This is a genomic window from Arthrobacter sp. YC-RL1 (genome assembly GCF_001454985.1).
Taxonomy (GTDB): domain Bacteria; phylum Actinomycetota; class Actinomycetes; order Actinomycetales; family Micrococcaceae; genus Glutamicibacter; species Glutamicibacter soli.
Map to the genome: position 1 here is coordinate 1,838,812 of NZ_CP013297.1, position 19,181 is coordinate 1,857,992.

Below are 19,181 nucleotides of genomic sequence, written 5' to 3' on the forward strand. Positions count from 1 at the left end.
TTCTGAAAATGAGGGTCAAGGGAACTTCGCCGTCTCCGAGGTCGAAGAATGCCACGATTTTTCGACTTGAACGCATTGGCGATGTGACAGTGCGCTCACTGCGCACTTTGTTGGTGCCGCGAATTTTCACAGTGCCCAAGTCGCGATAAGATAGATGAACCATGACTTTGAACCGGCCATCACCGGGGAGTCGTCGGAAGAACAGCGTTTTTCGATCACGTTCGCCGAGCGCCAAGTAGAACCGACCGGGTCCAGCCCGTCACAGCTGAAGAGAAGCGATTTTCCGCCAGTGCCCACAGCACCCGGCGGGGGATAAGCGGGGTGGTACCGCGGCGAAAGTCGTCCTCGTAGGCAAGGATTTATCGACCCTACGCTTGAAGGACGGCCAAAGCGATGAGCTTCTACCCGAAGGTCACTACTGACCCAACCGGTTCGACCCCGGCTTCGCCGCGTTTCCCAGAAATTGAGAAGCGCGTGCTCGACTACTGGAAGAACGACAACACTTTCCAGGCCTCCATCGACCAGCGCGAGGGCGAAGAATTCGTCTTCTACGACGGCCCTCCATTCGCCAACGGCCTGCCGCACTATGGCCACCTGCTGACCGGCTACGTCAAGGACCTGGTTGCCCGCTACCAGACCCAGCGCGGCAAGCGCGTGGAACGCCGCTTCGGCTGGGACACCCATGGCCTGCCGGCGGAGCTGGAAGCCATGAAGCAGCTGGGCATGAACGACAAGCAGCACATCCTGGAGATGGGCATCGACAAGTTCAACGACGCCTGCCGCACCTCGGTGATGAAGTACGCCGACGAATGGCAGGACTACGTCACCCGTCAGGCGCGCTGGGTGGACTTCGAGAACGACTACAAGACCCTCAATGTGGAATACATGGAGTCGGTCATCTGGGCGTTCAAGCAGCTGAGCGACAAGGGCCTGACCTACCAGGGCTTCCGAGTGCTCCCGTACTGCTGGAAGGACGAGACCCCGCTGTCCAACCACGAGCTGCGTATGGACGACGACGTCTACAAGGACCGCCAGGACCAGACCGTCACCGTGGGCTTCACCATCCTCGCCGGCGAAAACCCGGTCTCGGCCGAGCTGGCCGGCGTGCAGGCCCTGGCCTGGACGACCACCCCGTGGACCCTTCCGACCAACGAAGCCCTGGCCGTGCACCCGGACGTTGAATACGTCGTGGTGCCCGCGGGCGAGAACGGCGTGAAGGCCTCGGAGGCCGCCGGACCGTTCCTGCTGGCCAAGGACCTGCTGGGCTCCTACGCCAAGGACCTGGGCTACAAGGACGCCAAGGCCGCCGCCGCTGCCATCACCGCCAGCTACACCGGCGCCCAGCTGGCCGGCGTGCGCTATGCTCCGCTGTGGGACACCTACACCGACACCGAGAAGTACGGCACCGAAAACGCCTGGCAGATCCTCACCGCCGACTACGTCACCACCGCGGACGGCACCGGCCTGGTCCACCAGGCTCCCGCCTACGGCGAGGAAGACCAGAAGGTCTGCGAGTCCAACGGCATCCCGGTGATCCTCTCCGTGGACGAGGGCGCCAAGTTCCTGCCGGTCTTCACCGGCGGCCCGCTGAACGACATCGCAGGCGTGCAGGTCTTCGAGGCCAACAAGACCATCACCAACGTGCTCAAGGCCGACGGCCGACTGGTCAAGCAGGCCTCCTATGAGCACTCCTACCCGCATTGCTGGCGCTGCCGCACCCCGCTGATCTACCGTGCGATCTCCTCCTGGTATGTCGAGGTCACCAAGATCAAGGACCGCATGCTGGAGCTGAACGAGCAGATCAACTGGATCCCGGGCAACGTCAAGCACGGCCAGTTCGGCAAGTGGCTGGAGAACGCCCGCGACTGGTCGATCTCCCGCAACCGCTTCTGGGGCTCCCCGATCCCGGTCTGGGAATGCGACGGCGTGGAGTGCGAGCACCGCGAGGTCTTCGGCTCGCTGGACGAACTGAAGAACTTCTTCGGACGCCTGCCGGTGAACCACGACGGCCAGCCGGATCTGCACCGCCCGTTCATCGACGAGCTGACCGCCGCCCATGAAGGCTGCGCCGCCGGCGGCACCCTGCGCCGCGTCGAGGACGTGCTGGATGTCTGGTTCGACTCCGGCTCGATGCCCTACGCCCAGGTGCACTACCCGTTCGAGAACCAGGAATGGTTCGACGGCGGGCACAATCCTGCGGACTTCATCGTGGAGTACATCGGCCAGACCCGCGGCTGGTTCTACACCATGCACATCCTGGCCACCGCGCTGTTCGACCGCCCTGCCTACACCAACGTGATCTCCCACGGCATCGTGCTGGGCTCGGACGGGCAGAAGATGTCCAAGTCCCTGCAGAACTACCCGAACGTCACCGAGGTCCTGGACCGCGACGGCTCCGACGCGATGCGCTGGTTCCTGATGGCCAGCCCGATCCTGCGCGGCGGCAACCTGATCGTCACCGAACAGGGCATCCGCGAGGGCGTGCGCCAGGTCCTGCTGCCGCTGTGGAACGTGTGGCACTTCTTCAACCTCTACACCAACGCCGCGAACAACGGTGCCGGCTACGAGGCCAAGTTCTCCACCGACTCCACCGACCCGTTGGATACGTACATGCTGGCCGCCACCGGCCAGCTGGTGCGCGAGGTCACGCAAGCGCTAGATTCCTACGAGGTCTCCGACGCCACCGAGGCAGTGCGCCGCTACATGGACACGCTGACCAACTGGTACGTGCGCCGTTCGCGCCAGCGCTTCTTCGACGAGGACACCCAGGCCTTCGACACCCTGTACACCGCGCTGGAAACCTTGGTGAAGGTGACCGCCTCGCTGCTGCCGCTGGCCAGCGAGGAGATCTACCGCGGCCTGACCGGTCAGCGCTCGGTGCACCTGACCGACTGGCCGGACGCCAACGACTTCCCGACCGACGCCACGGCCCTGGAAGCCATGGAAACCACCCGCAAGATCTGCTCGGTGGGCTCCTCGCTGCGCAAGGCCAAGAACCTGCGGGTGCGCCTGCCGCTGGCAGAGCTGAAGATCGTGCTCACCGATGCCGCCCGCCTGGCCGGCACCTACGAGTCGATCATCGCCGACGAGCTGAACCTGAAGTCGGTCACCCTGATCGAATATTCAGATTCTGCCCGCGCAGAATATGGAATCGGAATGACTTTGAAGCTCAACTTCAGAGAACTGGGGAAAGTATTTGGCAAAAACGTCCCTTTGATTAAGAAAGCTATCGATTCGGGTAACTTTGTGGGCGGACCTGAAGGATTGAGCATGAACATCGATGGTGAATCAATCGTTGTTACTCCTAATCTTTTCGAAATGACAACAGTTATTGGTGAATCCGATGGCTCGTGGAGCGCCGCTGTGCTCGATGAAGCCGGATTTGTGGTGCTGGACACCGAGGTCACCGCCGAGCTGGCCGCCGAAGGCACCGCCCGCGACATGATCCGCTCCATCCAGTCCGCCCGCAAGGACGCGGACCTGCAGGTCTCGGACCGCATCCGCACCGTGGTCACCGCCACCTCGGAGACCATCGCGGCGCTGGAAGCCAACCGCGAGCTGGTGACCGGCGAGACGCTGACCGCGCAGCTGGAGCTACTGGTCGACGACTCGGTCGAATCCGAGCAGGTCACCGTCGTCGTGATGCAGGACGCGGCCAAGTGAGCGAACTGAGCCGCGTCTACCGCGACCTGCTGGACCGCGCGCCGGAAAACAAGATGGAACCGCGCATGGACCCGATGTTCCGCGCCATGGAGATCCTGGGCGAGCCGCAGAAGGCCTGCCCGGTTATCCACATCACCGGCACCAACGGCAAGACCTCGACCGCCCGCATGATCGAGTCCCTGCTGCGCGCGCACGACCTGCGCACCGGCCGCTACTCCTCGCCGCATCTGGTCTCCGTGACCGAGCGCATCAGCGTGGACGGCGAACCGGTATCGGAGGAAACCTTCGTGCGCGTCTGGGACGAGATCAGCCCGTTCCTGGAGATCGTCGACGCCGAGCTGGACGAGCGCGGGGAAACCCGCCTGACCTACTTCGAGGCAGTCACCATCCTGGCCTTCGCGATCTTCGCGGAGGTACCGGTGGACGTGGTGGTCCTGGAGGTGGGCCTGGGCGGCATCACCGACGCCACCAACGTGGCCGACGGCGACGTCTCGGTGATCACCCCGATCTCGCTGGACCACACCGACCTGCTGGGCGACACCACCGAGCTGATCGCCCAGGAGAAGGTGGGCATCCTGAAGCCCGGCGGCTACCTCGTCTCCTCGGTGCAGCCGGTGGACGCCGCCGACGTGCTGCTGGCCCGCGCCCGCGAACTGGAGGTCCGCACGGCCTTCGAGTCCCTGGACTTCAAGCTGCTGGACCGCCAGATCGCCGTGGGCGGCCAGCTGCTGAGCATCCAGGGCCAGGCCGCGACCTACGACGAGATCTTCCTGCCGCTGTTCGGAGCCCACCAGGCGCAGAACGCCGCGGTGGCGCTGGCCGCCGTGGAAGCGTTCCTGGGCGGGGGAGAGCGCGAGTTGAATGCGGACCTGGTCCGCGAGGGCTTTGCGCAGGCCTCCAGCCCCGGACGCCTGGAACTGGTGCGCACCGCGCCGAGCATCCTGGTGGATGCCGGGCACAACCCGGACGGCATCCGCGTCTCGGCCGAGGCGATCCGCGAATCCTTCGGCTTCTCCCGGCTGGTGCTCATGGTGGGCATCCTGCAGGAGAAGGACGCCGAAGCCATGCTCTACACCATGCGTGAGGAGTACGGCGACCTGGTGGAGGACCTGTGCATCACCCAGTCCTCCTCGCCGCGGGCCATCCCGGCCGGGGAACTGGCAAACATGGCGCTGGCCGCCGGCTGGCCTGAAGAAGACATCCACGTCACCGAAGACCTGGAAGACGCCATCGAGTGGTCCGTCGGCCGCGCCGAGGCAGGCAACGACCTGTCCGGCGGCGTGCTGGTGACCGGCTCGATTACACTGGTGGGCGAGATTACGACCCTGCTCAAGGGAGGAGCCTAGTCATGGCCAAGCTGACCCGCGCCCAGCGCGAGTGGCGCCCGGGCATGCAGAAAAAGCAGCGCTCGGTTAAAACGATGTTCGCCTCCACCGTGCTGGTCTGCGAGGCCCTGCTGGCGGTATTCGTCACGCTGGCGGCCTTCGGGCTCAAGCGCGGCGAGCCGGCGGTGATCCTCAGCCTGGGCGCCGCGGTCGCGGTGCTGTGCATCGTGACCTGCGCGATGCTGACCAAGAAGATCGGTTTCATCATCGGCTGGGCCCTGCAGGTGGTGTTCTTCCTCAGCGGTTTCATCCTGGTGGACATGTTCTACCTGGCCAGCGCGTTCACCCTGTGTTGGTGGTACGCGCTGTCCAAGGGCGAAAGCATGGACCGCGAGAACGCCCAGCGCGCCGCCGCCCAGGAAGCCTGGGACAAGGCCCACCCCGAACAGGCCTAGGCCCGTTCGACCACGAAGTTTCAACCACCGATACGAAGAGGTAGTCACATGACTGAACGTACCCTGATCCTGGTCAAGCCGGATGGCGTCAAGCGCGGCTTGACCGGCCAGATCATCGCCCGCATCGAAGCCAAGGGCTACACCATCGCCGAGCTGAAGCAGGTCACCGCGACCCGCGAAGTGCTGGCCCAGCACTACGCCGAGCACGAAGGCAAGCCGTTCTACGAGCCGCTGGTAGAGTTCATGCTCTCCGGCCCGGTTGTCGCGATTGTGGCCGAGGGCCACAACGTGATCACCGGCTTCCGTTCGCTGGCCGGCACCACCGACCCGACCACGGCCGCTCCGGGCACCATCCGCGGCGACCTGGGCCGCGACTGGGGCCTGAAGGTCCAGCAGAATCTGGTTCACGGCTCGGACTCGGAAGAGTCTGCAGCACGCGAGATCGGCATCTGGTTCGGCAACTAGCCGATGAAACACGCAATCCCAGGGACCCTTCGGGGTCCCTGGGATTGCGTGTTTAAAGGGGATGCCTACAACCAGCCATCGAGGTTGTTGTTGGTTCCGGGAGGAGGGGCTGCCAGCGTGGGGGCCGGGAGGCCGCCGGTGCTGATCGAATCGAAGTCGTCCTTAGAGATCAGGACCACCGATTCATGGTTAGCACCTTGGACGGTGATGACCTCGTGGCCGGTCGCCACGTTGTCCAGCAGGTGCGAAAAATTCTGTAGGGCTTTTTCATAGCTGAAATTCAGCATGCAGATTCCTCCTGGTGTCATGTGTTCAAAGCGTCGAGGATGGGGCGATGCCTGCACCGTGGATGAAGGCCACGGTACTAAACGGCCAAGTGGCCGTCCGGGGAGTATGTTCTCTGCATCGCTCCAGGTAATTCACATGAGTCACATTAAACACACAAACATCGGGCAATACAATCTTCAGCATTATTTTGTGACACGAATTGATGAATCCGTGGATTGCCGCTGGCGGTATCGATGCCGCCGCGGTGGCAAGGTTCCAAGATCCGCAGGACGCGCCCCTGACGCAGCGTGAACCGATGGGACTAGTCCGTGGCGAGCCTGGCGAAGAGCAGCGAGTCGCGGCGACCCGTTGCCGTGCGCTTGTGGGCTCGCAAAAGCCCCTCGTAGCTGAACCCGGATTTTTCAAGCACCCTGCGCGAGGAGGTGTTCTCCGGCGCGCAGGTGGCCTCGATGCGCTGCAGTCCTAGGTCGCTGAAACCAAGGTCGAGCAGGAATCCCGCCACGACCGTTGCGTACCCTCGGTCCCAGCACGTGCTGTTCATGGCGTAGCCCAGTTCTCCGCATGCATGCTGCCCGCTCGCGGTCCATACCGCGCCAGCTCCGATGGCCTCGTTGTCCAGCGTCACCGCAAGGTTCAACGCGCTGGCGGCGGAGGCCATAGCCTCGTTGATGAACGCCTCGGTGTCGGGTCGGGAGTTCGGGCCCCAGTCGACGTACCGGCAGACCAGCGGATCCGAGGCATAGGCATGCACGGCATCGATGTCCTGCAGGGTGAAGCTGCGCAGGGCAAGGCGGCCGCCATTGGGCACCAGGTGTTCTCTGAGCGGTTTCATACGGTGTTCGGTTTCCCTTTCCCGGGTGTGCAGCAGGGTATGGCGCAGGCGGCTGAAAACAAGGGGTCCAGCTTCCGGGTGATGGAAGCTGGACCCCTTGGACGTACACAGCGGGCAGTGCGCGGTGTTGAACTACTCGGCGGCGTCCTTCACCTCGTCGGAGGCCGGATGAGCAGGCTTGGCTGCTTCCGCCTTGTTCTGAGGCGCCCGCTCCTTGGCGGCCTTCTCCTTGGCGTCGAGGCGTTCGAGTGCGGATTCCTCCTCATCGAGCGCGACCTCCGCGAGGATGTCCTGTTTCGCCTCGACCGCTGGATCCTTCTTCTCGCGTCCTGTCCAGACCTTGATCACGGCCCATGCAGCGGCCGTCAGGGGCACGGCGAGTACCGCTCCGATGATGCCGGCCAGCACGGTGCCGGCGGTCAGCGCCATCAAGACGACCAGCGCATGCAGGCTCAGGGCGTTGGCCATGACGACCGGCTGCAGGAAGTTGCCTTCCAGCTGGTTCACGATGATGACCGCGGCCAGCACGATCAGGGCAACCACCGGCCCGTTGGTGACGAGGGCGACAAGGGTGGCCAGCACGCCTGCTACCGTCGCGCCGACCATCGGCACGAAGGAACCCAGGAAGACGATGACACCCAGCGGGATGGCCAGCGGAACCTGCAGGACCAGCAAGGTGGCGGTGATACCGATCGAGTCGACTGCCGCCACGATCGAGGTGCCGCGGATGTAGCCGCCGAAGGTGTGCAGCGCGCGGTCGCCGGACAGGATCCACTTGTTGCGGTAGTGCTTCGGGGTCCAGGAGACCGCGAAGGCCCAAATACGGTCGCCGTCCTTCAAGAAGAAGAACAGGATGACCAGCAGCAGGATCAGCCCGGTGATGAAGCTGCCGGCGGCGCTGATCGTATTCAGCGCCCCGGTGCCGAACTGGGAACTGGTCAGGAATCCAGTGACGGTTTGAACTGCCTTGTCGATCTGCTCCTGGTCGATGGTGAACGGAATGTCGACCAGCATTTTCTGGACAATCTCGTTGAGCTGGTTGAAGCCCTGGACCGCCTTGTCGACGAGCGTCGACCATTCGTTGGTTACGGAGAACACCAACCCAGTGCCGATGCCGCCGAGCACGAGCAGGGAACCGAGGAAAACGATCCACGCCGAAAGCAAGGCGTTGAAGACCTTGCGCAGCTTGACAACCAGTGGCCACAACGCGCAGGCGATGATGATTGCCAGCAATGTCGGGATGACGATCGTGGTGAGCCTGAGCATGCCGACGATGATGAACCCGGCCAACGCGCCGACAACCAGGATCTGCGCGCTGCGGATTCCCATGCGTCCAAGCAGGTCGGTCCACAGCCCGCTGACGGTGAATTCCGGCGGCTGCTCGGCGCTCAAGCCCAACGCCGCGTCGGCCTTCACCTTTGGCGCCCTCTCCTTCGTCGAGGGTTTCGCCCTGCGAAACAAACTCATACTCGCTCCTCTATGCCGTTTGTGATAGCTCCAACAATAGGCTAGCGAAATGAATAGCTGGTTGATCAACACCGTGAGGATGATCTTTTGCCAGCTCAGTGATGACTTGCGCGTGCTCTGGGTGGATGATCGGGGCTAGGAACGCGGTCCGAAGTATTCGCTGGCCAGCAGGCCCATGATGATCCGATCGTGGAACTGGCCATCATGGAAGCCAGCCTGGCGTTCGCGTCCTTCTTCGCGGAATCCTGCCCGGTTGAAGGTGCGCAGCGCACGCTCATTGTAGGCCCAGACGCTCAGTCCGATGCGGTTAAGCCCCATTTCGCGGAAGCCGAAATCGATAATCATCTTGGTTGCCATGGTGCCGTAGCCCTGGCCCACGTTGGAGCCGCCGATCATGATCATCAGCTCGGCCGAGCGGGCCGGGGCGTTGTAGTTGTACAGCGCCGTGTGGCCGATCAGGGTGTCGTCGGGCAGCGTGATGCACAAGCCCACCCCGTCGGTGGTGCCCCGGTTCAGGCTGCGGCCCTTGAAGAGCTCGGCGGCTTCGGTTCCCGGATGCGGGAGCACCAGGGAGCCCTGCAGCGCCATGAACTCCGGGCTATTCCACCACTGGGTCAGGATTGGCAGGTCATCGTCCTGCAGTTCGCGCAGTCGGATGTGCTCCGAAATCAGCAGATTGATTCCGTAGTCCTGGGCGTTCTCTGTGTTCCATATGTCACTGGCCATGCATCCAATCTACCCTGTTGCGTATTTCACGTTCCTCGAAACGAGCTGCGGCTGGATCAACGTATACGCAACGGAAAAGGTGGTTTGGCTAGGAGTTAAGCTAAAGAATTGCTTCAGTGGGACGCGCTGGACACGCCGGAGTCGCTCACCGGGGCTTGGGCACGGACTTCGAGTGTTTGCCCAGCCAGAAATCCAGCGCTGCGGACAGCAGGATCCCCAGCGCATAGGCCGCGAGATCCAGCGCAGCGAATCCGGAGCCGAACACCAGATGGGCTGCCGGGAGCATGGAAGCCATCAGCGCTGGCAGGCCGGTGAGCTGCAGGAATTCGATCCCGAAGCACCACAGGAAAGCCAGGGAGGCTGGTAGCCACGGGGAACGCCTGACGAAGATGAAGGCGAGCAACACGTAGAACAATGCTGCGTACAGCACCCCGCCGGAGAGGTCTGCGGCCAGCCCGTCGGCCAGGTATCTGGCGCTTAAACCAACGGGGACCATCGCGATGGCGATGATCCCCAAGGTCAGTCGGCGTGCGGAAACACTGCCCATGCTTATCCGAAGAAGGCGTTCGGGAAACGCAGGATGACGGTCGCGGCGACCAGCAGCCACAGGATGGCGGTGATGATCCAGCTCCATTCGCGGAACAGCTTCTTGACTCCTTCGCCGGAGGGGATCACGCCGTTGAGCACGTTGCGTCCGGTGGTGAAGACAAAGAGCGGGATGACCATGGTCCACACGACCATGCAGTAGAGGCACAGGGCGTTGATTTCGTACAGTGCCTGGTACCAGAACCAGATGACCAGGCCCAACGCCGCGGTGATGCCCAGCTGGAAGCAGATCCAGAACCAGCGCTGCAGCTTGGTGGCCCCGGCCAGCAGCGTGAAGCCGATGGTCACCACGACGGCGAAGCAGACGATGCCGAAGAACGGGTTGGGGAACCCGAAGATGCCGGCCTGCTCGGTCTTCATGACCGTGCCGCAGGAAATCCATGGATTGACGTCGCAGCTGGTGACGTAGTCGGGATTCTTGTAGAGTTCGATCCGCTCCAGAACCAGGATCCCGGCCGCGACCCAAGCGATGAAGCCGGTGATGATGGTGAACAGGCCGAACCCGCGATCCCTCGCCCACCAGGGCAACACGCCCGGGGCCTGTTGATTTTCAAGTGATGAAACCATGCTTTGACTATTCCATATGTTCCTAGGAAAGCGGATGTCTCCGCCGTGTGCGTTCTTATCCTAGAAAGATTTTCTGTGCAACGGATATGTGCCCGTGAACGCGATGTGAACGAAATATGAGAGAATGGGAATGGTTGTTCGCGGATCCACAGTCTGCTTTCAACCCAACGAGAGACTTTCGAAACGACAGATCGTCAGGCGATGCATCGCTTCGGTTGAGTGCCCAATATGTGCGCCTCCCGAGGGAATACCGCGGATCGAAGGGCTGCAAAGGAAAGCAGCTGGTTTGAAAGGGCCGCGTTGAGCCGCAGTTGCTGCGTCGGGATCGGTAAACCGGACCCGCGGCGTGGATAGCTGCGGAATATATAGAGCTTTTGCGTCCGGCCGACTCATAGAAGAAGGCCGAGCCGCACGTCATGATTGTAGATTCAGCCAAGGCGCCGTCTGTGGAGGATGCCGACGTTGGACATTAGTAGGAGTACGCGAAATTAAATGAGCGCATCAAATCAGCGAAAGGGTGGGGCGCAGGGAAACAAGCGAGGCAATCGTTCGACGCGCGCCCGCCGCACCCAGGTGTCCACCACTCCGGCCCGTCCTTTGCGCCGTGCCATGACCTTGGCAGAGCTGAACGCCGCTGCCGGCGTCGAGGATACCCAGTACCGCTGGCGGGCCACCCGCCGCACCCAGGTGTCCACCCCTGACTCCAGCAAGCGCGCCAGCCGCCAGGCCGACCGCCGCGCCCAGAGCGCGCGCAGCGCAGCCGCCGACGAGGCAGTGAACGAGCAGGCCGCCAAGCAGCAGGCAGCCGAGGCCGCCGCTTCCGAGCAGCCGCAGGATTCGGCCGCCGAAACCGTCGAGGCGGCCGCACCGGCAGCTTCGCTGGAAACCGTCGAGGCCATCGCCCAAGCAGCCATCGAGGCCGAGGCGCACGCCGAGCCCGAAGACCGCACCGGCGCGTTGCTGGCCGAGCACGGCAACACCATGATCATGAACCCGTTTGCGATCCCTGAATCGGCCCACTCGGTGCTGGCCCAGGCCGTCGCGAAGAAGACCCGCACCACGCCGCGCCCTGAAGCCGAGGAGCAGTCCGAGGGCGAAGACGTCACCTCGCGCCGCCGTCGTCGCCGCCGCCGCGGAGACGTGGACCTGGAACTCGAAGGCGGCTCGCAGGACGATCCGCCGAACACCGTCACCCGTGTCCGCGCCCCGCGCGCCGGCATCGAAAGCCACGCCAGCGTGAACAACAAGGTCGCCTCGGTGCGCGGTTCCACCCGCCTGGAAGCCAAACGCCAGCGCCGCCGCGAATCCCGCGAGACCGGCCGCCGCCGCCAGGTGATCACCGAGGCCGAGTTCCTGGCGCGCCGCGAGTCGGTTGAGCGCAAGATGATTGTGCGCCAGCGCGAGGACCGCATCCAGATCGGCGTGCTGGAAGACGGCGTGCTCGCCGAGCACTTCGTGTCCAAGACCCAGCAGGATTCGCTGATCGGCAACGTCTACCTGGGCAAGGTGCAGAACGTGCTGCCGTCCATGGAGGCCGCCTTCGTGGACATCGGACGCGGGCGCAACGCCGTGCTGTACGCCGGCGAGGTCAACTGGGACGTGGCAGGCCTCGAAGGCCAGCCGCGCCGCATCGAGAACGCCCTGAAGGCCGGCGACTCGGTCCTGGTGCAGGTCACCAAGGACCCGGTGGGCCACAAGGGCGCCCGCCTGACCAGCCAGGTCTCCCTGCCGGGCCGCTACCTGGTGTACGTGCCGGGCGGCTCCATGACCGGCATCTCCCGCAAGCTGCCCGACGTCGAGCGCCAGCGTCTGAAGAAGATCCTGAAGGACCACCTGCCGGAGAACGCCGGCGTGATCGTGCGCACCGCAGCGGAAGGCGCCTCGGAAGAGGAGCTGACCAATGACATCAACCGCCTGCGTGCCCAGTGGGAAGGCATCGAGGAGCAGTCGACCTCGACCAAGACCCTGGCCCCTGAGCTGCTGTACTCCGAGCCTGATCTGACCATCAAGGTCGTCCGCGACGTCTTCAACGAGGACTTCACCAAGCTGATCGTCTCCGGCGAGCAGGCCTGGGACACCATCGAGGCCTACGTCATGTACGTGGCGCCGGATCTGATGGGCCGCCTGGAAAAGTGGGAGCAGGACGAGGACATCTTCGCCAACTACCGCGTGGACGAGCAGATCGCCAAGGCGCTGGACCGCAAGGTCTTCCTGCCTTCGGGCGGCTCGCTGGTCATCGACCGCACCGAAGCCATGACGGTGATCGACGTGAACACCGGCAAGTTCACCGGTTCGGGCGGCAACCTCGAAGAGACCGTCACCAAGAACAACCTGGAAGCGGCCGAGGAAGTCGTGCGCCAGCTGCGCCTGCGCGACATCGGCGGCATCATCGTCATCGACTTCATCGACATGGTCCTTGAATCGAACCGCGACCTGGTGCTGCGCCGACTGGTCGAGTGCCTGGGCCGCGACCGCACCAAGCACCAGGTGGCCGAGGTGACCAGCCTGGGCCTCGTGCAGATGACGCGCAAGCGCATGGGCACCGGCCTGCTGGAAGTCTTCGGCGAGGAGTGCGAGCACTGCGCCGGCGCGGGTGTCATCACCCACGAGGAGCCTGTTGAATCCCGCAAGTCCTTCAACTCGCATGGCGAGAGCCATTCGAAGAAGTACGCCGAGAAGCCTTCGCGCAACCGCCGCCGCCGCGGCGGGGACAAGGACGAGAGCAAGCCGGTAGAGCAGGAGCACACCGAGGTCGTCGAGGAGAAGACCGAAGCCACGCGCCATGCCCTGGCCAACATCGCCGCGGCCTCGCACCTGGATCACCCGGCCGAGCACGCCGTGAAGATCGGCGACGACGAGGTTCCGATGCCGAAGCACGTCGAGACCGGCTCCGCCGACTCGTCCCTCACCCTGGAATCGCTGGAAGCAGCGCTGCCGGAAGGCGAAGGACAGGGCGAGCAGTCCGACTCCGGGCGCAAGCCACGGCGCCGCTCCCGTTCCCGCGGCCGCAACCGCGGCCAGGACGAGCAGCAGGGGGCCGAGTCCCAGGCCGAAGAGCAGCAGGCTGCCGCCGAGCCGGAGAACGCAGCAGAACAGGTTTCCTCGAAGCCTGCCCGCAGCCGTTCGCGCCGCGCCTCGCGTCCGCAGGAGGCCTCCTCGGGGGAGCAGCCGGTCCTGACCGGCCTGGCCCTGCCGGCTTCCCAGGCCCCCGTTGCCGAGCAGACCGCAGCACCTGCTGCGCCTGCCGCCGCCGCTTCGGCGGCCCCACAGAGTTCCACCAAACCAAAGCGACGCAGCCGTCGGGCCACCTCGGTCCAGGGCGATGCGAACGCGGCGGTGGAAGTGGTCGAGGTATCCGCTGCTACCGGTTCGGTAGTCCAGATGGATACCGCCAGTTCACGGGCTGAAAAGCCTGCCGAACCGGCCGGTGCTCCGGTCATGTTCGGTGTCGGAGTTCCGGTCCGCGAACTGAAATAGATGAACTTGGTCACGGTTCACCCACTGGGGCAGTTTGTATTTGCCCCAGTGGCGTGGACTAGCGTAATCTAGTTGATCGGTGCTAAACGCCAAGATCACGGACTTTTGGTCCGCTCGGCGTCAAGGCACAAGCGCATGAGATCCCTGCGTAACGGACCTGAACAAGGTTTGCGGGTTGATTTCTGCGCCGGTAAGACAATAAACGTCGAGTAGAAGTGAGTACCCACGTGGTGTACGCAATTGTCCGCGCAGGCGGCCACCAGGAAAAGGTTTCCGTTGGAGACCTGATCACCGTTGACCGTCTTCAGGCTGCCCCAGGTAGCTCCATTGAGCTTCCTGCCTTGCTGCTGGTGGACGGCGAGAAGGTAACTTCCGCCGCTGCCGACCTGGCTAAGGTCAAGGTCACCGCCGAGGTCGTTGAAAACCTCCGCGGTCAGAAGATCGTTATCCAGAAGTACAAGAACAAGACCGGTTACAAGAAGCGCCAGGGTTTCCGTGCTGCTCTGACCAAGGTCAAGGTCACCTCGATCGCCTAATTAGGCGCTCGTACTATCCATTTTTTGTAGCGAAAGAGGCTAAATCATGGCACATAAGAAAGGTGCGAGTTCCACTCGCAACGGTCGCGATTCCAACGCACAGTACCTGGGCGTAAAGCGCTTCGGTGGTCAGGAAGTCAAGGCAGGCGAAATCATCGTTCGCCAGCGTGGCACCCACTTCCACCCAGGCGCCGGCGTAGGCCGCGGCAAGGACGACACCCTGTTCGCTCTGGCTGCCGGTGCAGTCGAGTTCGGCACCCGTCGTGGTCGCCGCGTGGTGAACATTGTGGCTGCTGCCTAACTCAGGCACGCAACAGCATTTTTAGTACACAAGGGGTGGGCCGATTCCGGTCCGCCCCTTGCGTGCGTAGATAGACTTTTAAGCGAGCAAAAGTTCGCACCCCTTTTCTAGGAGTAGATGGCCCCGTGGCTGCATTCGTTGATCGCGTTACCCTTCATGCCACCGCAGGCAACGGTGGTCACGGTTGTGTGTCCATCAAGCGTGAGAAGTTCAAGCCGCTGGGCGGCCCCGACGGCGGCAACGGCGGCAACGGCGGCGACATCATCCTGCGTGTCGACCCGCAGGTCACCACGCTGCTTGACTTCCACCACCTGCCGCACCGCAAGGCCGGCAACGGCGAGCCGGGCAAGGGCGGCCTGCGCCCGGGCAAGCAGGGCCAGGACCTGATCCTGGGTGTGCCTGCAGGCACCGTCATCAAGACCCGCGACGGCGACATCCTCGCCGACCTGGTCAACGTGGGCGATGAATTCCTCGCCGCCGCCGGCGGCCAGGGCGGGCTGGGCAACGCCGCCATCGCCTCCGACAAGCGCAAGGCCCCGGGCTTCGCGCTGCTGGGTATTCCCGGCCAAGAGCAGGACGTCGTCATGGAGCTCAAGTCCGTGGCCGACATCGCGCTGGTGGGCTATCCTTCGGCCGGCAAGTCCTCGCTGATCGCTGCGGTCTCCGCCGCGCGCCCTAAGATCGCCGACTACCCGTTTACCACCCTGGTGCCGAACCTGGGCGTCGTGCAGGCCGGCGAGGTCCGCTTCACCGTGGCCGACGTGCCGGGCCTGATCCCTGGCGCCTCCGAGGGCAAGGGCCTGGGCCACGAGTTCCTGCGCCACGTCGAGCGCTGCGCGGCCATCGTGCACGTGCTGGACTGCGCCTCGCTGGAATCCGACCGCGACCCGATCACCGATCTGGAGACCATCGAAGCCGAGCTGGCCAACTACGAGGCCGACTCCACCTTCACCGGCACCGACGGCACCATCGTCCCGCTGGTCGAACGCCCCAAGCTGGTGGCGCTGAACAAGGTCGACATGCCGGACGGCAAGGACATGGCCGACTTCGTGCGCCCGGAGCTGGAGAGCCGCGGCTACCAGGTCTTCGAGATCTCCGCGCTGGCCCGCGACGGCCTGCGCGATTTGTCCTTCGCGATGGCCAAGCTGGTGGAGGAGGCCCGCGCCTCGCGTGTCGTGGAAACCCCTGTGGTCGAGGTGCCGGTGATCCGCCCGCGCTCGGTCAACAAGCGGGAATTCTACATCCGCCGCGAAGAGCAGAACCTCGAACCATTGTGGCGCGTCATCGGCGAGAAGCCGGAGCGCTGGATCATGCAGACCGACTTCCGCAACGACGAGGCCGTCGGCTACCTGGCCGACCGCCTGGCCAAGCTCGGCGTGGAGACCCAGCTGTTCAAGGCCGGCGCCAAGCCGGGCGACGCGGTGGTCATCGGCGTGGAGGAGAACTCCGTGGTCTTCGACTGGGAGCCGACCATGGCCGCCGGCGCGGAGCTGCTGGGCAGCCGCCGCGGCGAGGACGTGCGCCTGGAGGACCGCGGCGCCCGCAAGACCCGCGAGGAGAAGCGCGCCGAGCACGAGGACCGCAAGGCGGCCAAGGCCGCTGCCCGCGACGAGCTGGAGGCCGAGCGCCGCGCAGGCATCTGGACCGAGTCCGTGCATGCGAAGGCCGCTGAGCGCAAGGCCAAGCAGCGCGCCCAGGAAGACCAGTGAACACCACCAAGACCCTCTCCGCGGTGTCCTCCCGCGCCCAGCTGCCCCAGGCCAAGCGCCTGGTCGTCAAGGTGGGCTCCAGCTCGCTGACCACCGTGGAAGGCGGCATCTCCCAGGAGCGGCTCGACTTCCTGGTGGATACGCTCTCGCGCACGGTGGCCGTGGGCACCGAGGTGGTGCTGGTGTCCTCGGGCGCCATCGCCGCCGGCCTGGCTCCGCTGGCGCTGGCCAAGCGCCCCAAGGACCTGGCCACCCAGCAGGCGGCCGCCTCGGTGGGGCAGGGCCTGCTGCTGGCGCAGTACACCGCGCAGTTCGCGCAGCAGGGGATCACCGTCGCCCAGGTGCTGCTCACGGCCGATGACCTGATGCGCCGCACCACCTACACCAATGCGCTGCGCGCGCTGGTGCGGCTGCTGAACCTCGGGGTGCTGCCGATCGTCAACGAGAACGACACGGTCGCCACCCACGAGATCCGCTTCGGCGACAACGACCGCCTGGCCTCGCTGGTGGCCCACCTGGTCAAGGCCGACGCGCTGCTGCTGTTCTCCGACGTGGACTCCGTCTACGATGCGCATCCCGCCCAGGGCGGCAGCCGCATCCCGCTGGTCGGCCACCCGGACGAGATCAGCGCCATCGACCTGGGCACCTCGGGCTCGTCGGTGGGCACCGGAGGCATGATCACCAAGGTGCAGGCCGCCACGCTCAGCGCTTCGGCCGGCATCCCGGCCCTGGTCACCTCCACCGCCAACGCCGCCCGCGCGCTGGCCGGCGAGGACGTGGGAACCTGGTTCGCCGCGCGCAACACCCGCCGCTCGGCCCGCGACGTCTGGCTGGCCCACCTCGCGGTGGCCCACGGCCGGCTGATGCTGGACGCCGGCGCGGTGCGCGCCATCCGCAGCGGCGAGAAGTCGCTGCTCGCCGCAGGCATCACCTCGGCTACCGGGGACTTCGAAGCCGGGGACGCGGTGGAGATCTGCGACGCCTCAGGAACCGTGGTGGCCCGCGGCCTGGTGAACTACGCCGCACTGGAACTGCCGGCAATGTTCGGCCGCTCCACCTCCACGCTGCTGGCCGACCTCGGCGAAGGTTACGAAAAACCGGTAGTACATGTCGATGACTTGGCGCTGATCTAGGTTCCGGAACCTACAATGGGTGCATGACCCTCACCGTTTCCGAGACCGATGCAGCCGTCCACAAGCTGGCCGACCGGGCCCGCCGCGCCTCGCGCGTGCTGGCCCGCGCCAACCGCGACTGGAAGGACAAGGCCCTGCGCGCCATTGCGGCGTCCATCGACGCCAACCGCGCAGGGATCATCGCCGCGAATGCCAAGGACCTTCAGGCCGGCAAGGCCAACGGGACCTCGGCGGCGATGCTGGACCGCCTGAAGCTGGATGCTCCGCGCATCGATTCGCTGATCTCCGCCCTGCACGAACTGGCCGGCCTGCCCGATCCGGTGGGCCGCGTCGTACGCGGCGAAACCCTGCCCAACGGCCTGCGCATGCGCCAGGTCAACGTGCCCATGGGAGTCATCGGCACCATCTACGAAGCCCGTCCCAACGTCACCGTGGACATCGCCGGTTTGTCGCTGAAGAGCGGCAACGCGGTCTTGCTGCGCGGCGGCTCGGCGGCCCTGAACTCCAACCTGGCGCTGGTCGGCTTCATCCGCGACGCCCTGGAATCCGTGTCGCTGCCCCGCGACCTGGTCATCTCCGTGGACGAATACGGCCGCGAAGGCGCCGACGCCATGATGGGGGCCCGCGGCAAGATCGACGTGCTCATCCCGCGCGGCGGGCGCGAGCTGATCCAGCGGGTGGTCACCACCGCCAAGGTGCCGGTCATCGAAACCGGCGAGGGCAACGTGCACATCTACCTGGATGAGAGCGCCGACCTGGAAATGGCCACCGACATCCTGCTCAATGCCAAGACCCAGCGTCCGAGCGTCTGCAATACCGTGGAAACCCTGTTGATCCACCAGAATGCCGCGGCCGCCGCCGGCGTGCTGCAGGCCTTGTCGGCCGCCGGGGTCACCCTGCACGCCGAGGAACGCGCCGCCCAGCTGGTGCCGGAGATTGCCACGGTGCAGGCGGGGGAGGACGACTGGGCCAACGAGTACCTCGACCTTGACATCGCGGTGAAGGTGGTGGACGACATGGACCAGGCGCTGGAGCACATCCGCGCCTACTCCACCGGCCACACCGAGGCGATCATCACCTCCTCGCTGCGCAATTCAGAGCGCTTCATCGCTGAAATCGACTCCGCCGCGGTCATCGTCAACGCATCGACCCGCTTCACCGATGGCGGCCAGCTTGGCCTGGGCGCCGAAGTTGGCATCTCCACCCAGAAGATGCACGCCCGGGGACCCATGGGACTGGCCGAACTGACCACGACCAAGTGGATCGTCCAAGGCGACGGACATGTCCGTAAATAGTTTCTGACCGCCTAATTCGGTACCATGTAGAAGAACGCTACCGTGACCTTTCGGGCCACTGCCCGGGCTAGCCCCCGACGCGGCAGGCAACGAGGAAAACAACTGGAGAAATATCTTGAACGCGCTGATTATGGCTTCCGCAGCCGCAAGCACCACTGGGTTGGATTCGCATACCTGGGCCCTGATCATTGGCGGCGGCATCTTCCTGGCATTTATGCTGTTGCTGCTGGTCACCGTTTCTTACACCAACGTAGGCCTGCGCCACGAAATCAAGCCTGACGATTTCGACGAGCACCGCCAGTTCAAGACCCACGCCGAGCACCACTGATCTTGGCG

General features: G+C 64.6%; 17 protein-coding genes. 11 read left to right on the plus strand and 6 right to left on the minus strand.

Annotation, left to right across the window (positions count from 1 at the left end):
* The first annotated feature begins 393 nt into the window (after positions 1–393).
* The 4 genes from ileS to ndk are packed head-to-tail and all read left to right on the plus strand — an operon-like array spanning position 394 to position 5,908.
* Positions 394–3,663 (plus strand): isoleucine--tRNA ligase, encoded by a 3,270-nt coding sequence (ileS, locus tag ATC04_RS08595; protein ID WP_047119284.1) that lies wholly within the window; start codon positions 394–396, stop codon positions 3,661–3,663.
* Between the two features lie 53 nt (positions 3,664–3,716).
* Positions 3,717–5,009, plus strand: a complete 1,293-nt coding sequence (locus tag ATC04_RS08600; protein WP_082124058.1) for a Mur ligase family protein — start codon at positions 3,717–3,719, stop codon at positions 5,007–5,009.
* A gap of 2 nt (positions 5,010–5,011) precedes the next feature.
* Positions 5,012–5,443 (plus strand): DUF4233 domain-containing protein, encoded by a 432-nt coding sequence (locus ATC04_RS08605; protein WP_047119282.1) that lies wholly within the window; start codon positions 5,012–5,014, stop codon positions 5,441–5,443.
* Positions 5,444–5,491: 48 nt separating this feature from the next.
* Positions 5,492–5,908 carry a nucleoside-diphosphate kinase gene (gene ndk / locus ATC04_RS08610; RefSeq protein ID WP_047119281.1) on the plus strand — a complete coding sequence of 139 codons (417 nt, stop codon included), beginning with the start codon at positions 5,492–5,494 and terminating at the stop codon, positions 5,906–5,908.
* Between the two features lie 65 nt (positions 5,909–5,973).
* On the opposite strand, the gene ATC04_RS08615 is transcribed toward ndk, so the two are convergent.
* From ATC04_RS08615 to ATC04_RS08640, 6 genes are all read right to left on the minus strand, one after another.
* Positions 5,974–6,195, minus strand: coding sequence for a type II toxin-antitoxin system Phd/YefM family antitoxin (locus ATC04_RS08615; RefSeq protein ID WP_047119280.1), 222 nt, complete (start codon positions 6,193–6,195; stop codon positions 5,974–5,976).
* Positions 6,196–6,497: 302 nt separating this feature from the next.
* The gene (locus ATC04_RS08620) at positions 6,498–7,028 is read right to left on the minus strand and encodes a GNAT family N-acetyltransferase (RefSeq protein WP_047119279.1); all 531 of its coding nucleotides are present in this window, start codon (positions 7,026–7,028) and stop codon (positions 6,498–6,500) included.
* A 132-nt stretch (positions 7,029–7,160) separates the two neighbouring features.
* A complete protein-coding gene (locus tag ATC04_RS08625) occupies positions 7,161–8,495 on the minus strand; it encodes an AI-2E family transporter (protein ID WP_082123913.1) in 1,335 nt (444 codons plus the stop codon).
* A 135-nt stretch (positions 8,496–8,630) separates the two neighbouring features.
* On the minus strand, positions 8,631–9,221 hold the full coding sequence (locus ATC04_RS08630; protein WP_047119278.1) for a GNAT family protein: 591 nt from the start codon (positions 9,219–9,221) through the stop codon (positions 8,631–8,633).
* A 145-nt stretch (positions 9,222–9,366) separates the two neighbouring features.
* Complete coding sequence (locus ATC04_RS08635) at positions 9,367–9,768, minus strand: DUF2809 domain-containing protein (protein ID WP_047119277.1); 402 nt, start codon at positions 9,766–9,768, stop codon at positions 9,367–9,369.
* Between the two features lie 2 nt (positions 9,769–9,770).
* Positions 9,771–10,394, minus strand: coding sequence for a vitamin K epoxide reductase family protein (locus ATC04_RS08640; RefSeq protein ID WP_047119276.1), 624 nt, complete (start codon positions 10,392–10,394; stop codon positions 9,771–9,773).
* Positions 10,395–11,003: 609 nt separating this feature from the next.
* Here ATC04_RS08640 and ATC04_RS08645 point away from each other — a divergent pair.
* From ATC04_RS08645 to ATC04_RS08675, 7 genes are all read left to right on the plus strand, one after another.
* Positions 11,004–13,871, plus strand: coding sequence for an Rne/Rng family ribonuclease (locus ATC04_RS08645; protein ID WP_047119275.1), 2,868 nt, complete (start codon positions 11,004–11,006; stop codon positions 13,869–13,871).
* A gap of 227 nt (positions 13,872–14,098) precedes the next feature.
* The gene (gene rplU / locus ATC04_RS08650) at positions 14,099–14,407 is read left to right on the plus strand and encodes a 50S ribosomal protein L21 (protein ID WP_047119274.1); all 309 of its coding nucleotides are present in this window, start codon (positions 14,099–14,101) and stop codon (positions 14,405–14,407) included.
* 46 nt (positions 14,408–14,453) lie between these two features.
* Positions 14,454–14,708, plus strand: a complete 255-nt coding sequence (gene rpmA, locus ATC04_RS08655; protein WP_022875303.1) for a 50S ribosomal protein L27 — start codon at positions 14,454–14,456, stop codon at positions 14,706–14,708.
* Between the two features lie 125 nt (positions 14,709–14,833).
* Positions 14,834–16,417 (plus strand): GTPase ObgE, encoded by a 1,584-nt coding sequence (gene obgE, locus ATC04_RS08660; RefSeq protein ID WP_047119273.1) that lies wholly within the window; start codon positions 14,834–14,836, stop codon positions 16,415–16,417.
* Positions 16,414–17,550, plus strand: a complete 1,137-nt coding sequence (gene proB / locus ATC04_RS08665) for a glutamate 5-kinase (RefSeq protein ID WP_047119272.1) — start codon at positions 16,414–16,416, stop codon at positions 17,548–17,550. The genes obgE and proB overlap by 4 nt, the downstream gene beginning before the upstream one ends.
* A 23-nt stretch (positions 17,551–17,573) precedes the next feature.
* Positions 17,574–18,845, plus strand: coding sequence for a glutamate-5-semialdehyde dehydrogenase (locus ATC04_RS08670; RefSeq protein ID WP_047119271.1), 1,272 nt, complete (start codon positions 17,574–17,576; stop codon positions 18,843–18,845).
* A gap of 115 nt (positions 18,846–18,960) precedes the next feature.
* Entirely contained in the window at positions 18,961–19,173 is a 213-nt protein-coding gene (locus ATC04_RS08675) for a hypothetical protein (RefSeq protein ID WP_047119270.1), read from the plus strand.
* Positions 19,174–19,181: the final 8 nt, after the last annotated feature.

Bases quoted from the DNA above. Each gene is read 5' to 3' on its own strand.
- ileS (WP_047119284.1), top strand. From the start codon at position 394: ATGAGCTTCTACCCGAAGGTCACTACTGACCCAACCGGTTCGACCCCG.
- ATC04_RS08600 (WP_082124058.1), top strand. From the start codon at position 3,717: ATGGAACCGCGCATGGACCCGATGTTCCGCGCCATGGAGATCCTGGGC.
- ATC04_RS08605 (WP_047119282.1), top strand. From the start codon at position 5,012: ATGGCCAAGCTGACCCGCGCCCAGCGCGAGTGGCGCCCGGGCATGCAG.
- ndk (WP_047119281.1), top strand. From the start codon at position 5,492: ATGACTGAACGTACCCTGATCCTGGTCAAGCCGGATGGCGTCAAGCGC.
- ATC04_RS08615 (WP_047119280.1), bottom strand. From the start codon at position 6,195: ATGCTGAATTTCAGCTATGAAAAAGCCCTACAGAATTTTTCGCACCTG.
- ATC04_RS08620 (WP_047119279.1), bottom strand. From the start codon at position 7,028: ATGAAACCGCTCAGAGAACACCTGGTGCCCAATGGCGGCCGCCTTGCC.
- ATC04_RS08625 (WP_082123913.1), bottom strand. From the start codon at position 8,495: ATGAGTTTGTTTCGCAGGGCGAAACCCTCGACGAAGGAGAGGGCGCCA.
- ATC04_RS08630 (WP_047119278.1), bottom strand. From the start codon at position 9,221: ATGGCCAGTGACATATGGAACACAGAGAACGCCCAGGACTACGGAATC.
- ATC04_RS08635 (WP_047119277.1), bottom strand. From the start codon at position 9,768: ATGGGCAGTGTTTCCGCACGCCGACTGACCTTGGGGATCATCGCCATC.
- ATC04_RS08640 (WP_047119276.1), bottom strand. From the start codon at position 10,394: ATGGTTTCATCACTTGAAAATCAACAGGCCCCGGGCGTGTTGCCCTGG.
- ATC04_RS08645 (WP_047119275.1), top strand. From the start codon at position 11,004: ATGACCTTGGCAGAGCTGAACGCCGCTGCCGGCGTCGAGGATACCCAG.
- rpmA (WP_022875303.1), top strand. From the start codon at position 14,454: ATGGCACATAAGAAAGGTGCGAGTTCCACTCGCAACGGTCGCGATTCC.
- ATC04_RS08670 (WP_047119271.1), top strand. From the start codon at position 17,574: ATGACCCTCACCGTTTCCGAGACCGATGCAGCCGTCCACAAGCTGGCC.